This is a genomic window from Paenarthrobacter sp., from assembly GCF_031180005.1.
Classification (GTDB): Bacteria; Actinomycetota; Actinomycetes; order Actinomycetales; family Micrococcaceae; genus Arthrobacter.
Genome location: NZ_JAPSHI010000022.1, coordinates 1 through 13,932, shown reverse-complemented (window position 1 = coordinate 13,932; position 13,932 = coordinate 1). Strand labels below are relative to the sequence as shown.

Here is a 13,932-nt window from a genome sequence, read left to right as displayed (position 1 = left end):
ATCGGTGATGCCGATGAAGTCGGGAACGGCACCAGCGGCGATGCCGGGGACATGCGGCAGCATGCGTCTAAGCGAGGGACGAGCGAGCATGCAGAGCATGTGTCCGGTACCGCCGCGGACGCGACCAACGCTGAAGGGACCCAGAAGTGACGATCGCAAGCATGCTCCCGCTCGGCGAGCTCACGAACCCGGGCCAGATGCGTTTGGCGCTCGTGCAGGTGGTCAACTGGGGCACCTTCCATGGGGCTCACACCATGCACGTGGACCGCAAGGGCACCCTCTTGACGGGTAACTCGGGTGTCGGCAAGTCGACTCTCTTTGATGCGATGCTCCGTGTGTTTGATGCCCGTCCGCGCTCGAACGAGGCTGCGGCCCAGCGGTCCGGCGGGTCTGTGGAGGACAAGAGGACCACCTTCACTTACATGCGCGGCAAGGTGGGTGATAAGGCGGTGGGGGATAGCTCGGCGAGTGCCTTCCAGCGCCCCGGTGCCACCTGGTCCGCCGTCGCACTGACGTTTGATAACGCTGCCGGCACGAAGGTGACGGTGTCGGCTTTGTTCGATTTGCCAAAGAATGGCACGGAGTCGAGTGTCGGGCGTTTTTATGTGATTGACAGCAAGCCGTTGGACCTTGAGGCGATCGAGGGCATTGCGCAGAAGCGGTTTACCAAGGGCGCGTTGGAGTCGATCTTCCCCGAGGGCCAGGTCTTCGACGTGCACAAGGCGTTCGCCGAAAGGTTCCGCAGGCTCCTGGGTATCAACTCGGACCAGGCTCTTCCGCTGCTTCGCGTAATCCAGGCCGGTAAGGGCTTGGGCGGCAGCGTGAACACGTTCTTCCGCGACCAGGTGCTCGACGCTCCGGCCACGTTGGCTGCCGCCGATGACGTGGTGGAGGAATTCAGCAACCTGATGTCGATTCGGCAGCGGTTGGAGGATGTCCGACAGCAGCGGGACCAGTTGGCTCCGGTTCCGGGGCTGAACAAGGAGTACGCGCAGGCGTTGCTGGACGCGAACCGTCTCCGGGAGTTGGCCGGCGAGGAGTTCGAGGCCTACAAGCAGCAGCTCGCGGTCACGGTGCACGCCAAGACGCTGGCCCGTTTCAAGGAGTTGGCTCAGTCCAAAGCCCAGGAACTGGCTGCTGAACGCACTGTGCGGGATGCCTTGGCCAAGGAGCTCCGTGACCTTGAGCTGGACTACAACAACCGCGGCGGCAATGCCATTTCGGCGATTGAGCAGTCGTTGGAGAACGCCCGGGTTGGCCTCAAGCTGCGTCAGCAAGTTGAGGATTCGGCCAAGAAGGCGTTGGCCGACGCCGGACTGAATCTCGAGTGGTCCGCCGAGGGGTGGGATCAGGCGCATGAGCAGGCAGCTGCTCGCTCGGCGGAGTTGAAGGACGATTCCGAGGCGCTCAAGGAGCTTCGTTTTGAGGCCTTTGACGGCCATGCGACCAAGAAGCGTGAGCTTGCTGCGGCCCAGCAGGAGCTGCTTTCGTTGCGGTCGCGCAAGTCGTTGCTGCCGCCGTCGAGCATTGAGAACCGGGCTGCTATCGCAGCAGCAACAGGGATTCCGGAAGAGCGGATGCCGTTTGGCGGTGAGCTGATAGATCTCGCAGAGGGGCAGGATCATTGGCGCCCTGCTGCCGAGCGGGCGCTGCGTAACCTCGCCACCACGTTGCTGGTTCCGGGCGAGCATTTCGCCGCGGTGACGCGGTACCTGAACGACAACACCGTTCGGGGCGCCCTTCGCGCTGTCGATGTTTCCAAACCGCTTGCCGGTGGCGCTCTGGCTGTGGAGGACGTGTCCGACGGCGACCTCTTGACTAAGTTGAGCATTCTCACCTCGGGCGCCAATGCCGACGCCGGGGAGTGGATCCGCGAGCGGATTGCCTTGGACTTCGCGTACCCGTGCGTTGAGGACCCTGACGAGCTTGCGTTGATGGACAAGGGCCTGAGTCTGGGTGGCGTGGTTAAACGCAACCGGCACACAGTGGAGAAGGACGACCGTTTCACGAGCCGCCAGGACTACGTCCTCGGTTTCGACAACGCTTCCAAGCTCGAACTGGTGGCGGCGCGCGTGGGGGAGTTGGAAAACGAGCTCGTGAAGGCCGCGGAACTTGCCCAGAGCCGCGAAGATTCGCATCAGGGCATGGCCCGTCAGCTCGAAGCGCTGCGCACGGTCGCTGAAGATGAGCGCCCGTGGGAGCAGGTCTCCGCAGTCGTCGCCGCAGATGAGCTCGCCAGGATCGAACAGCGCCTGACGGACGCCTTGGCTGCACAGGCAGACCTGGAGCCCTTGCGTGCCAACATTGAAACTGTCCGGGAAAAGCACCAGTCCTCCACAGGTACGGCGGCCGTCCTCCAGAGCGAATACAAGGCGCTGGACCACAAGATGACCACGGCGGATGGCCTGCTCGATACGGCGAGGTTGAAGCTGGAGCAAGCACCGCCGTCGGCCTCTACCGTCACCGCGCTGGAGCCGTACTTCGACGGTGCCGCTGAAGTCTCCGAACTGTACGAGCTCGACAACCTCGCCAACAGCGTCCGGAACAGGCTGCTCGACGAACTGCATGCCGCAGAATCCCGCGGCCAGGCGACGGCCGAACGGCTGACCCGCATGTTTGAGGCGTTCGTGCGCGACTGGGGAAGCGCCATCAGCGCCGACCACGGCACCTCGATCGGAGCCGCCGGGGACTTCGAATCCCGGTACCACGCGATCGTGAGCGATGGCTTGCCCGCTCAGGAGGCCGAATTCCGGCTGTTCTTCAACCAACGCACGCATGAATCGTTCAGTACACTCCTTCATTTGTTGGACGAGGAACGCCGCAGCATCACCAGCCGCATCCTGCCCCTCAACGGCATCCTGTCGCAGGTCAACTTCCATGAGGGCAGCTTCCTGGAATTGGACATCAAGCAGACGCTTCCAGCCACGGCCAAACAATTCAAGGACGCAATCCAGAACGCCCTGAAGGCGAAGCACACGCGGCCGTCCCGCGGTGCTGCCGCTTCAATGGGTGCTGGTTCAACGGCAGAAATCGAGGACGACGCCGAGCTCACCGCGCGCTATAAGTCGTTGGAGACGTTGGTAAAGCGGCTTGGCTCGCAGACGCCGGAGGACCGGCGCTGGCGGGCGGAGGTGCTGGACGTGCGCGGTCACCTGTTTATCCAGTGCAAGGAACACCGCGAGGTTGCTTCGAAATCGGGTAAGGCCGGCGCCTCTGGAAAATCGGGCAAAAAGAAGACCGAGGTCTTCATGCATGCCGACACCGGCTCCATGTCAGGCGGTGAGCGTCAACGCTTCACGGCGTTCATCATGGCCGCGGCTCTGAGCTACCAGTTGGGAATCGCCGAGCAAGGCTTCACCACGTACGGCACGGTGATGATGGACGAAGCCTTCGTGTTGGCTTCCGAGGAATTTGCGGGTGCGGGTATCAAGGCGCTTCACGAATTCGGTTTCCAGTTGCTCCTCGCGGCCCCGGAAAACGTGATCGACCTGTCCCGGCACCTGGGCTCCGTCACGGAAATCCTCCGGGACAAGCGCACTAACCGCTCGGGTGTGCTCACGGCTCCGGTCATCGCTGGACCCGGGGAGCCGGGAGCGTGGCGTTCCGAGGCCAACCCGGTTGACATCGTTCTGCGCTGACGTCACCTCTCGTCCGGCGGGCCCAAGTAGGTAGCAGTTCAGGTCGTTTTGAGGGTCCCAAACGGCACTTGCTGCTACCTACTTGGGCTTGTTACTTGGAATTACTTCGCACGGACCCGGTCAAGGAACTGTTCAGTTCTTGACTCCAGCCCTGCGATTTGTCGAACAACGACGGCGGCCGGGTCCGGGTTGATCTCGTTGGCGGGCGGTTCCTTCCGCACGTTGGCGCTGCAGCCGAATTCGGCGCAGATCAGTGTCCCCACGGTGTTCCCGTCCTTACCGGATTGACCGGCTTTCTTGGCGACCCACAGGTAAACGTCGTCCTTCGAAAACACGTCGCGGCAGAGTTCGCAGAGTACTACGCGCCTCTTCCCGGAGCCGCCTTCAGGTGCGCGGAGCATGATTCCGGTGAGTTTGCCCCGGTGCGGAACCACGAGGTAACCGCGCTGAGGCATCTTTTCGTCCCGCCAACCCAGGAATTCCAGGTTGTCCCAGTCGATGGTTTCGAAGTTGCGGGGGAGGTTCAGCCTGGCAGCCTCGGAGCGACTGGCGTTAATGAAGGACGAACGGATCTGTGGGGCAGTGATTTTCTGCATGGCAAAGCTTCTTTCGGAAATGGTCGACGTACGCGCGCTGAAGATGTGCGCGGGAAATTGCAGCAGGCGTCGGTCATCGTGCGAAGAAGGGCACAGCTCTATAGCCCCTAATAACAGGGCGTGCCTTAAACCCAGGAAGATGCCGACGTGCGGGGGAGTGCCAAGCAGGCCAAAGCGGCCACCTCGCTAACCATGGCTGCAGCAACTGAAACAGTGCGCACGCTCATCCCCTCGTCGTGATCCTTGGAAGCGGTAGTCCGCTGCCGCTAATACTTTCAAAACTTCCGGGCAGATGTCCACTGGAAGAGGGTTCGGGTGAAGGGCTCGGGATGTGGAAGAGGGTTCGGATGAAGGGCTTGGGATGTGAGAGAGCGTGTGAGCTGCGTCCCATTTCGATTAACAGTCGGATTAGGTGACGCAAACGTTTCTTAATTCGCGACAGGCTAGGCTAGCCTTACTTAGGTTCGCATCACTTACTTAAGGAGTACCGTGGCTTCCCTTCTCCCACGCCGCGCCCTGCTGAAAACAGCAGGAACCGCGACGGCCGCTTTGGCCGCCGTCGCTCTTACCCTCACCGGCTGCTCGACCGGCCCCGCAACGTCCGCTCCGGCAACTGAGCAGGCAGCATCGGCGACTTTCCCGGTGACCATCAAGAACGTCTTTGGTGAGACCACCATCAAGGAACAGCCCAAGCGCGTAGTTACCGTCTCGTGGGTCAACGACGACATCGCGATCGCCCTGGGTGTTGTCCCTGTCGGCGTTCCGAAGAACGAATGGGGCAACAACGACAAGGGCTCAACCCCTTGGAAGGATGCAGCGCTGGAGAAGCTTGGCGCCGGCTTTGGCACCGACAAGGCTCCGGTCCAGTTCTCCGAGGCTGACGGCATCAACTTCACCGAGATCGCCAAGCTCAGCCCGGACGTTATTCTGGCCGCTTACTCGGGCCTGGAAGAGGCTGACTACAAGAAGCTCAGCGAGATTGCACCCGTTGTGGCCCAGCCGGAGCTCGCTTACGGCACGCCGTGGCAGGAAAGCACCACTTTGATCGGCAAGGCACTGGGCAAGGAAGCCGAAGCCAAAAAGCTGATCGAGGACACCGAGGCCACCGTCAAGGACAAGGTTTCCAACTTCCCGCAGATCAAGGACAAGACGTTCATCTACGGCAACCTCGAGCCCGCCAAGGGTGACGGCGCCAACGTCTACACCGCTATCGACAACCGCCCCCGTTTCCTCTCCGAGATCGGCATGAAGCTCGCTCCCGTGGTGGAGCAGAACACCAAGACGTCCACCGACTTCTTCATCCCGTGGTCCGCTGAGAAGGCCAACGAGCTCGAGTCCGACATCTTCGTCACATGGGTTCCGGACGCCACTACAGCAGAGGCCATCAAGACTGACCCGCTGCTCGGCCAGATCCCGGCCATAAAGAAGGGCGCGTTGGTTGCCGATTCGGACAACACCCTGACGCTGTCCATCTCCGCTTCCTCGCCGCTCAGCCTGCCGTGGGCACTGGATACTTTCCTGCCGCAGCTGGGTAAAGCAGCGGACGCGGCTGGCAAGTAACTGCAATGAAACTGAGTACGACGGCGGCAGTCCAGGGGCGGGGCAACGGTACCTTGGTACCGGCTGGCCCGGGAGGCATCGCCCCTGACGCCGTGGAAACCGGAGGGGGAACCGGTTCCCGCAGCACCGCAGGCAAGCGCACCGCTTGGTTGCTGCTGGCCGTCGTCGTACTCACTGCAGTGTGTGCTGCATCCCTCGCGATCGGCGCACGCGGCCTTCCCCTAAATACGGTTTTGGAAGCACTCACTAACTTCAATCCGGAAGACGGTAACCACGCTGTGGTCCTCGCCCGGATTCCCCGCACCGTGCTGGGCCTCCTTGCCGGAGCCGCACTTGGTTTGGCCGGTGCAGCCATGCAGGGCGTAGCCCGCAACCCCCTGGCCGATCCCGGCATTCTGGGACTCAACGCCGGTGCTGCCCTTGCAGTCGTCGTGGGGATCTACGTTTTCGGTATCGGCTCGTTGTCCGGCTACATCTGGTTCGCCTTCATCGGCGCCGCAGCGGCCGCCGTCGTGGTTTATGCGATCGCGTCCATGGGACGCGACGGGGCGACGCCGGTCAAGCTAGCTCTCGCGGGAGCGGCCTTGAGCGCCGGCCTGTTCTCTCTGATGAACGTCATCCTGGTTTCGAGCCAAGACACTTTCGACCGCTTCCGTTTTTGGCAGGTGGGCACCGTCGGCGGACGTGACTGGTCCGTCCTCCTTCCCGCGCTGCCGTTCCTCGCCGTCGGGGCCGTGATTGTCCTTGCCGGTGGCCGCATCCTGAACAGCCTGGCCTTGGGCGACGACATTGCCCGCGGTCTCGGCCAAAACGTCACGCTGGCCCGCAGCATTACTGGGCTGGGCATTGTGTTGCTGTGCGGATCCGCTACCGCCGTCGCCGGACCTATTGCCTTCCTCGGCCTGGTCATACCTCACGCCGTCCGCTCGCTGACTGGCCCGGACTACCGGTGGATCCTGCCGTTTTCCGCTGTTGCTGCCCCTATCCTGCTGATCAGCGCCGATATTGTTGGCCGCGTGATCCTTCTTCCCGGTGAAGTTCCGGCAGGCATTATGACGGCGATCATTGGCGCTCCCGTTTTCGTCTGGCTCATCCGCCGCGGAAAGGGGGCCGGACTGTGACCACCATTCACAAACTCCCCACCGAGTTGGCACTTAACACCAATGATTCCCACAAACATGGGCATCAAATGTCACTTCGGCGCGTGCTGAGCCCCACGTTCTTCCTCGGGCTGGCAGTCGTGGTCATATTCGCGGTGTACGTTCTCCTGGGCAGCTACACCGTGACCATCCCCGACTTCTTCACCATCGTCGTCAACCACCTGACTGGCGGCGAGAAAATCCCCGGAGCCAGCTTCATCGTGATGGAGCATAAGCTGCCCCGTGCCGTCGTGGGCACCATGATCGGTATCGCTTTCGGTTTGGCCGGTGCACTGTTCCAGACCATGCTCCGCAACCCGCTGGCCAGCCCGGACATCATTGGAATCAGTTACGGTGCCAGTGCCGCAGCCGTGACGGCCATCGTGATCTTCGGCGCTTCCGGAGCCGTGGTTTCCGGTGCAGCCCTTGGCGGAGCGCTTGGTGTTGCGGCCATCATCTACGCGATTTCCCGCGGCGGCACCGGCGCGGGTGGAGGCAGCCGCGGCAACGCAGCAGGCAACCGCCTCATCCTGGCCGGCGTTGGTATCGCCGCCGCACTTCATGCAGTGGTCAACTTCCTCATGACCCGCGCAGATATCCGAACTGCTGCGGACGCCCTCATCTGGCTCAACGGCTCCCTGAACTCAGCCACTTGGGACCGGGCGGGCGTCCTCGCAGTGTCATTGCTGATCCTGGTCCCCGCAGTCATTGCCCTTGCCGGCCCATTGCGGATCCTCGAACTCGGCGACGACGCCGCTGCGGGCCTCGGAATCAGGGTCAACGCAGCCCGGCTGGCGCTGGTGCTGACCGCAGTCGGACTTGCCGCCGTCGCAACCGCTGCCGCCGGTCCGGTAGCGTTCGTCGCTTTCCTCGCCGGACCGATAGCCCGCCGCGTCGTCCGTAAACCCAGCCTCCCGGCGTCGGCCCTCACCGGCGCCCTCATCGTCTTGCTCGCAGAGTTCTTCGCCTCCAACATCGCACCCGTCATCCTCGACGGAACCGTCCTTCCGGTCGGCGTTATCACCGGCGCCCTCGGTGCCCCCTTCCTGCTGTGGCTGCTGGTCACGTCCAACCGAAAGGAGGCCTGACATGGCCGTCCTTAATGCCAACAACCTCACGCTCCAGTACGAGGCACGCAAGGTGGTGGAGGGACTCACCACCGAGATCCCTGAGGGCAAAGTGACAATGATCGTGGGCGCTAACGCCTGCGGCAAGTCCACGCTCCTGCGCGGCTTGTCGCGTCTCCTCAAGCCCACTGGTGGTGCGGTGACCTTGGACGGCAAGGACATCCACACCCGTCCCGCCCGCGAACTCGCGCGCACCCTTGGCCTGCTCCCACAGCACCCCACCGCCCCCGACGGCATCATCGTCCGGGACCTCGTAGGCCGCGGGCGCTACCCGCACCAAGGCTTCTTCCGCAGCTGGAGCGCAGCCGACGACGCCGCGGTGCAGCGCGCGCTCGACGCCACCTCCACGCAGGAACTCGCTGAGCGGAGCATCGACGAGTTGTCCGGCGGACAGCGCCAGCGCGTGTGGATCGCCATGGCCCTCGCACAGGAAACGGAAGTCCTGCTGCTGGACGAGCCCACCACGTATTTGGACCTGGCACACCAAGTGGAAGTCCTGGACCTGATCACGGACCTCAACCGCAGCCGCGGAACCACCGTGGCGATCGTGCTCCACGATCTCAATCTCGCTGCACGCTACGCCGACCATGTCATCGCCATGAAAGGCGGGTGCATCGTGGCCGAAGGACCGGCGCCCGTCGTCGTGACAGAAGAACTGGTCTTCAACGTTTTCGGCCTGGAATCCCGAGTGGTTCCGGACCCCATCTCAGGCACACCGCTGATCGTACCCATCGGACGCCACCACGCACGCCCCGCTTCAACCAACGAACTGGAGATCGCCTCATGAGTGCACAACCGACCCAGGCAAAAGCAAGTGCCGCCGTGGAGCCCATGACCCTCGCCTTCGACGTCACCGTGACGGCTGTTCAGGAGCTCAGCCCCAACTTCCGTCGTATCACCTTCGGCGGTTACTCGCTGCGTGACTTCGGCGTTGCCGGGGACACCCTGGACCTCCGCGTGAAGCTGATGATCCCGTCCTTCGACGCATCCGGCAACGTCATTCCGCTGCCTCCCTTCAAGATGGAAGAGGCTGGCTGGTACCAGGAATGGTTGGCGATGGACCCGTCCGTGCGCGGTGACATGCGCACTTACACCGTCCGGTCCGAGCGTCTCGACGCCGTTTACCCCGAGATCGACATCGACTTCGTCATGCACTTCGACGATGCCGGACACGGCGGACCCGCTGCAAACTGGGCTGTTTCTGCGAAACCAGGGGACGCCATCACCATCATCGGCCCCAACAATCGCGCAGCCCAGTGCACCACGGCCGGTGCCTACGGCGGCATCGAATGGCGCCCGGGTCTGGCCCAGCGCGTCCTCCTGGCGGGCGACGAAACCGCCGTTCCCGCAATTAGCGCCATCCTCGAAAGCCTCCCGGCTGACATCACCGGCCACGCTTTCCTCGAGGTACCCGAAGCCGGCGACTTCCAAGACATCTCCACGGCAGCCGATATCGAAATCACCTGGCTCGCACGTGGCGCAGCCATCGGACGCTCACGTCCCCACGGCGAACTCCTCAAGGAAGCCGTCGCCAAGGCCGTTCCCGTGCCGGGCTGGGTAGGCATCAAGGGCGTCGGGACCGCCGCCGGACCCGAGCCCGAAGACGTCAACGTGGACCAGGACATCCTCTGGGAAACCCCGCAGCGCATGGACACCGCAGCCATCGAAGCCACCAAAAACCCCACCCTTCCAGCTGGTGCCCTGCCGTTCTACGCCTGGATCGCCGGTGAAGCGTTCGTGATCAAGGAAATGCGGCGATACCTGGTGCGGGACGTTGGCATCGACCGCAAGCAGGTTGCTTTCATGGGTTACTGGCGACGCGGCAAGGCCGAGGGCTAAGCCTCCTCTGCTAGTCCGCCGCTGGGTGGCCGGTTGGCGGCCATCCTCGGCGTGCTGCTCCTTCGTCGCTTTGACGCACGCTGCCGGATGGCCGCCAACCGGCCCGTCCTTGCGCCAGCTTCCAACGCTCTTTCACTTCCCTCGGGCTTGTTCACTTTGGGTTGGTTCCGGTGTAACCGGGGACGGGTAGCGTCGGCTGCGTGCGGGAGGAATTCGGGGACGGAAAAAAGGTTCGACGGCGGTATGTCGCCATCGGGGATTCCTTCACCGAAGGAGTGGGGGACCCGAGCAACGTATTGCCCAACGGTGTCCGCGGATGGGCAGACCGGGTTGCCGAGAAATTGGCGAAGGCCCAGCCGGGGTGGGAGTACGCCAACTTGGCAGTGCGCAGCAAACGGCTTCGGCACATTATCGATGAACAACTCGAGCCCGCCCTCGCTATGGAGCCGACGCTGGTCACGCTCTACGCAGGCGGCAACGACATCCTCGATTTCGGTACCGACATGGATGCTCTCCTCAATGACTATGAGTTGCTCGTAGCGCGCCTCAGCGAAACCGGGGCCACGGTGGTCCTGTTTACCGGCTTCGACGTAAAGGTGTCTGCCGTCTTGGAACCTTTCAAGAAACGCAACACCCACTACAACCAGAGAGTCCGCGACATCGCAGCCAAATATGGCGCAGTCCTGGTGGACTACTGGTGCTTCGACGCGTACAAGGACTCACGGATGTGGGCTCCGGATCGGCTCCACATGTCCAAGGCGGGCCACAAATATTTGGCTGCCCAGGTTCTGGATCACCTCAACATCCCGCACAAATTCTCCCCGAAAGAATGGGACCCGCCCACCCGCCTGTCCATGCGTGAGTGGGAGCGCCGGCAACGCCGCTGGGTCAACGACTGGGTGGTTCCGCTGTTCGGACGCAAGCTACGCGGCGTCACTCTGGGGGATTCCATCAGCCCGCGTTGGCCGGAGCCCGTGAAGGTTCCACATAAGGGCGGCCTGAAAAAGCTCATCGAGGACCGGGAGAAAGCACAGTGAACCAGCCTGGGAACCGCTCAGGCAAAACCTCAGCTGTCGAGCAGGTTTTCGTAACCCTCAGCCACGCTGGTGGCAGTGAATTCGATGATCTCGAACTCGGCCACTCCGTTGCTGTAGAACGGGTCCTTCGCTAGAGAAGCATCCAGCGTCGCCCTGTCCACTTTCGAGAGCAGAACGCCGCCGGTGGCTGGGACGCGGCGTCCGGACGCTAGGAAGGTCCCGGCGTCGAACGCTTCTTTAAGCCAGGCCATATGGCCGGGGCGGTGGAAATCGACGATTTCGTCGGGAACTTTGTAGGTCAATGAGACGACAAACATGCCGCCAGCCTATCGCCAAGGCAGCCACCGCGGACCGGGCAAGCAACGAATTCTCATAAGATGGAGCCATGACTCAACCCCGCTGGCTGAACGCCGACGAACGCCGTGCTTGGCTGGCCCTGCTGAGCATCAACACTTTGCTCCCCTCGGCGTTGGACACCCAGCTTCAGTCGGCCGGCAAACTCTCCTTGTTCGACTACAACGTGCTTGCGATGCTCTCCGAAACCGAGGGCCGATACCTTTCCATGAGTGAGCTCGCCGCACGGACAAGTGCCTCGTTGTCACGCCTTTCCCACGTGGTGACCAAGCTGCAAAAACGCGGCTGGGTGGAACGGCAAGCGCACCCCGGCGACGCCCGTGTGACCGTAGCCCACCTGACCGACGCCGGCATGTCCACCATCGTGTCCCTCGCGCCGGGACACGTGGAGTCCGTGCGCACATTGATGCTCGATTCCCTAAGCCCCGAGGACGTCTCGGACCTTGCACGCATCGGCGAGAAAATTGTTGCCCGCTTGGACAACAACCACTGGATCCTGCGCGATTCCTAGCCCTCCTGCTGCAGGCTTTGTGGCCTCAAGCGTTGAAGTGGCAGACTGACGGCATGGATTTTTCTGCCCGTTATGTTGCCCTGGGGGACTCGTTCACCGAGGGTGTTGGAGACGACGATCCCGCCCGCCCCAACGGCGTTCGCGGCTGGGCCGACGTCGTTGCCGGGCAGCTCGCCTACAGCAACCCGGACTTCGGCTACGCCAACTTGGCTATCCGAGGCCGGAAGCTCCGGCAGATCATGGCGGAGCAGGTTGATGCTGCCGTCGCGATGAAACCAACTTTGGTGACGTTGTATGCGGGGGCGAACGACATCCTGCGGCCCAAGATCGATATTGACTCGCTTTTGGAGGAGTACGACGCCGGCATCGCCAAGTTGAGCGCGTCGGGAGCCACCGTGGTCCTCTTCACGGGCTTTGATGCGAAGGGCTCGAAGGTTTTCAGTGCCATGCGCGGCCGCACTGCGATCTACAACGAACTGGTGCGCGAAATCGCCGAAAACCACGGCGCGCTGCTGGTGGACTACTGGCGGTTCGACGAGTACGACGACTGGCGCCTCTGGGGCGAGGACCGGATGCACATGTCCACCGCAGGCCACGTCAACATGGCAAAGCGAGTCCTGGATGTCCTCGAGCACGAGCACGTCATCGAGGTTCCCGAACTGGCGCCGGTCCGACTGATGAACCGCGTTGAGGCATTGAAAGCAAACGCACGATGGTTCCGGGAATCCGCGGCGCCATGGGTTGCCCGCCGGGTGCGGGGGGTGTCTTCCGGCGACGGTTTGAGCCCGAAATACCCGGAACTGATTCGGCCCCTGTAGTCCGCTGTCGGGCGACCCGCCAAATCTGAGTCGGTGTTCCGGCGGTGGACGCCAAGGGCTTATGATGCCGGATTGGTCTTAATTTGGCCTGACCCGTAGAATAGTTAGGCGCTAGGTAGTGCGGATCGTGTGCAATTGCTCCGGTTGGTGGTGACTGTCGGTTTTACTGACGTCCCGGTGGCCGGTAGTTAGGGGCTCAAGTTGCGTGCATTCCTGTATTCGCCCGGTATCCCAGGATCTGTTCCAGTGATTATCACTGCCCGGTCCTGAGGCCAACCTTCTTCGCCGCACTTGCTGTGGAAACTACCGAAATGGTTTGGACCCGGAAGCGGACGCTGCCTGTCGCACGGCAACGCAGGAACATCTGCACGCCGTTACATTCAATCTTTGGAGGAGAGTCATGGCAGCACACTGCCAAGTGACCGGAGCCGAGCCGGGCTTTGGACACAGCATTTCGCACTCGCACCGTCGCAACAAGCGTCGGTTCGACCCGAACATTCAGAAGAAGCGCTACTGGGTTCCGTCCCTGCGCCGTAACGTCACGCTGACCCTGTCAGCCCGTGGCATCAAGACAATCGACGTACGCGGCATCGACTCAGTCGTCGCCGACATCCTGGCACGAGGAGTGAAGCTCTAATGGCAAAGGACAAGGACGTACGTCCGATCATCAAGCTGAAGTCCACTGCGGGCACCGGTTACACCTACGTAACCCGCAAGAACCGTCGTAACGATCCTGACCGCCTGGTCTTGAAGAAGTACGACCCCAAGATCCGCCAGCACGTCGAATTCCGAGAGGAGCGCTAAACACATGGCAAAGAAGTCAAAGATTGCTCGCAACGAGCAGCGCAAGGTCATTGTTGAGCGTTACGCTGCCAAGCGTCTCGAACTGAAGAAGACCCTGGTTGATCCCAACGCGACTGACGAAGCACGCGAAGCTGCACGCCTCGGCCTGCAGAAGCTGCCCCGCAACGCCTCCCCGATCCGTCTGCGTAACCGCGACCAGATCGACGGCCGTCCCCGCGGCACGCTCCAGAAGTTCGGTATCTCCCGTGTTCGCTTCCGCGACATGGCTCACCGCGGTGAGCTCCCGGGCATCACCAAGTCTTCCTGGTAATCACGAAGCTCTGAAAGGGCCGGCAACCGTTATGGTTGCCGGCCCTTTCTGCGTCTAAGCGCGTCTACCCTTCCGACGCTCGTTACCTTTTTCGTAGCCTGTTTCCTGGTGCAGGATATGGGTGTGCTGGCCTGCTGATCCCGGCATGATTGCGTCGCTCTGTCGATCCGATGATCTTGAGAGTGTTGTCACCGGGGTT

At 62.3% G+C, this 13,932-nt stretch carries 14 protein-coding genes; 12 read left to right on the top strand and 2 right to left on the bottom strand.

Annotated features, from left to right (window positions below):
• Positions 1–146 precede the first annotated feature (146 nt).
• Positions 147–3,638: an ATP-binding protein gene (locus tag RIF72_RS15270; protein WP_309075689.1), complete on the top strand. Its 3,492-nt coding sequence runs from the start codon at positions 147–149 to the stop codon at positions 3,636–3,638.
• A gap of 101 nt (positions 3,639–3,739) precedes the next feature.
• Here the strand turns inward: RIF72_RS15270 and RIF72_RS15265 are convergent, their stop codons facing one another.
• Complete coding sequence (locus RIF72_RS15265) at positions 3,740–4,234, bottom strand: FBP domain-containing protein (protein ID WP_309075688.1); 495 nt, start codon at positions 4,232–4,234, stop codon at positions 3,740–3,742.
• A 489-nt stretch (positions 4,235–4,723) separates the two neighbouring features.
• Between RIF72_RS15265 and RIF72_RS15260 the strand changes: the two genes are divergently transcribed.
• From RIF72_RS15260 to RIF72_RS15235, 6 genes are all read left to right on the top strand, one after another.
• Complete coding sequence (locus tag RIF72_RS15260) at positions 4,724–5,794, top strand: iron-siderophore ABC transporter substrate-binding protein (RefSeq protein WP_309075687.1); 1,071 nt, start codon at positions 4,724–4,726, stop codon at positions 5,792–5,794.
• A 5-nt stretch (positions 5,795–5,799) separates the two neighbouring features.
• Positions 5,800–6,915, top strand: a complete 1,116-nt coding sequence (locus RIF72_RS15255; RefSeq protein ID WP_309075686.1) for an iron chelate uptake ABC transporter family permease subunit — start codon at positions 5,800–5,802, stop codon at positions 6,913–6,915.
• Positions 6,912–8,021 (top strand): iron chelate uptake ABC transporter family permease subunit, encoded by a 1,110-nt coding sequence (locus RIF72_RS15250; protein WP_309075685.1) that lies wholly within the window; start codon positions 6,912–6,914, stop codon positions 8,019–8,021. Before RIF72_RS15255 ends, RIF72_RS15250 begins: the two co-directional genes overlap by 4 nt.
• Before the next feature lies 1 nt (position 8,022).
• A complete protein-coding gene (locus tag RIF72_RS15245) occupies positions 8,023–8,847 on the top strand; it encodes an ABC transporter ATP-binding protein (RefSeq protein ID WP_309075684.1) in 825 nt (274 codons plus the stop codon).
• Positions 8,844–9,899, top strand: a complete 1,056-nt coding sequence (locus RIF72_RS15240; protein ID WP_309075683.1) for a siderophore-interacting protein — start codon at positions 8,844–8,846, stop codon at positions 9,897–9,899. Before RIF72_RS15245 ends, RIF72_RS15240 begins: the two co-directional genes overlap by 4 nt.
• A gap of 200 nt (positions 9,900–10,099) precedes the next feature.
• The gene (locus tag RIF72_RS15235) at positions 10,100–10,936 is read left to right on the top strand and encodes an SGNH/GDSL hydrolase family protein (protein WP_309075682.1); all 837 of its coding nucleotides are present in this window, start codon (positions 10,100–10,102) and stop codon (positions 10,934–10,936) included.
• A gap of 29 nt (positions 10,937–10,965) precedes the next feature.
• Here RIF72_RS15235 and RIF72_RS15230 read toward each other — a convergent pair whose 3' ends face one another.
• The gene (locus tag RIF72_RS15230) at positions 10,966–11,253 is read right to left on the bottom strand and encodes a YciI family protein (protein WP_309075681.1); all 288 of its coding nucleotides are present in this window, start codon (positions 11,251–11,253) and stop codon (positions 10,966–10,968) included.
• A gap of 68 nt (positions 11,254–11,321) precedes the next feature.
• On the opposite strand from RIF72_RS15230, the gene RIF72_RS15225 reads away from it, so the two are divergent.
• From RIF72_RS15225 to rpsN, 5 genes are all read left to right on the top strand, one after another.
• On the top strand, positions 11,322–11,801 hold the full coding sequence (locus tag RIF72_RS15225) for a MarR family transcriptional regulator (protein ID WP_309075680.1): 480 nt from the start codon (positions 11,322–11,324) through the stop codon (positions 11,799–11,801).
• Between the two features lie 53 nt (positions 11,802–11,854).
• The gene (locus tag RIF72_RS15220; RefSeq protein WP_091463440.1) at positions 11,855–12,619 is read left to right on the top strand and encodes an SGNH/GDSL hydrolase family protein; all 765 of its coding nucleotides are present in this window, start codon (positions 11,855–11,857) and stop codon (positions 12,617–12,619) included.
• Between the two features lie 400 nt (positions 12,620–13,019).
• Positions 13,020–13,256 carry a 50S ribosomal protein L28 gene (gene rpmB, locus RIF72_RS15215; RefSeq protein ID WP_011776361.1) on the top strand — a complete coding sequence of 79 codons (237 nt, stop codon included), beginning with the start codon at positions 13,020–13,022 and terminating at the stop codon, positions 13,254–13,256.
• The gene (gene rpmG, locus RIF72_RS15210; RefSeq protein ID WP_003798558.1) at positions 13,256–13,423 is read left to right on the top strand and encodes a 50S ribosomal protein L33; all 168 of its coding nucleotides are present in this window, start codon (positions 13,256–13,258) and stop codon (positions 13,421–13,423) included. Before rpmB ends, rpmG begins: the two co-directional genes overlap by 1 nt.
• A gap of 4 nt (positions 13,424–13,427) precedes the next feature.
• Positions 13,428–13,733, top strand: coding sequence for a 30S ribosomal protein S14 (rpsN, locus tag RIF72_RS15205; protein ID WP_011776360.1), 306 nt, complete (start codon positions 13,428–13,430; stop codon positions 13,731–13,733).
• The last annotated feature ends 199 nt before the right edge of the window (positions 13,734–13,932 follow it).

Excerpts from the sequence above, each read along its gene's own strand:
- rpsN (WP_011776360.1), top strand. The coding sequence starts at position 13,428 with ATGGCAAAGAAGTCAAAGATTGCTCGCAACGAGCAGCGCAAGGTCATT.
- RIF72_RS15220 (WP_091463440.1), top strand. The coding sequence starts at position 11,855 with ATGGATTTTTCTGCCCGTTATGTTGCCCTGGGGGACTCGTTCACCGAG.
- RIF72_RS15240 (WP_309075683.1), top strand. The coding sequence starts at position 8,844 with ATGAGTGCACAACCGACCCAGGCAAAAGCAAGTGCCGCCGTGGAGCCC.
- rpmG (WP_003798558.1), top strand. The coding sequence starts at position 13,256 with ATGGCAAAGGACAAGGACGTACGTCCGATCATCAAGCTGAAGTCCACT.
- RIF72_RS15225 (WP_309075680.1), top strand. The coding sequence starts at position 11,322 with ATGACTCAACCCCGCTGGCTGAACGCCGACGAACGCCGTGCTTGGCTG.
- RIF72_RS15265 (WP_309075688.1), bottom strand. The coding sequence starts at position 4,234 with ATGCAGAAAATCACTGCCCCACAGATCCGTTCGTCCTTCATTAACGCC.
- RIF72_RS15245 (WP_309075684.1), top strand. The coding sequence starts at position 8,023 with ATGGCCGTCCTTAATGCCAACAACCTCACGCTCCAGTACGAGGCACGC.
- RIF72_RS15230 (WP_309075681.1), bottom strand. The coding sequence starts at position 11,253 with ATGTTTGTCGTCTCATTGACCTACAAAGTTCCCGACGAAATCGTCGAT.
- rpmB (WP_011776361.1), top strand. The coding sequence starts at position 13,020 with ATGGCAGCACACTGCCAAGTGACCGGAGCCGAGCCGGGCTTTGGACAC.
- RIF72_RS15255 (WP_309075686.1), top strand. The coding sequence starts at position 5,800 with ATGAAACTGAGTACGACGGCGGCAGTCCAGGGGCGGGGCAACGGTACC.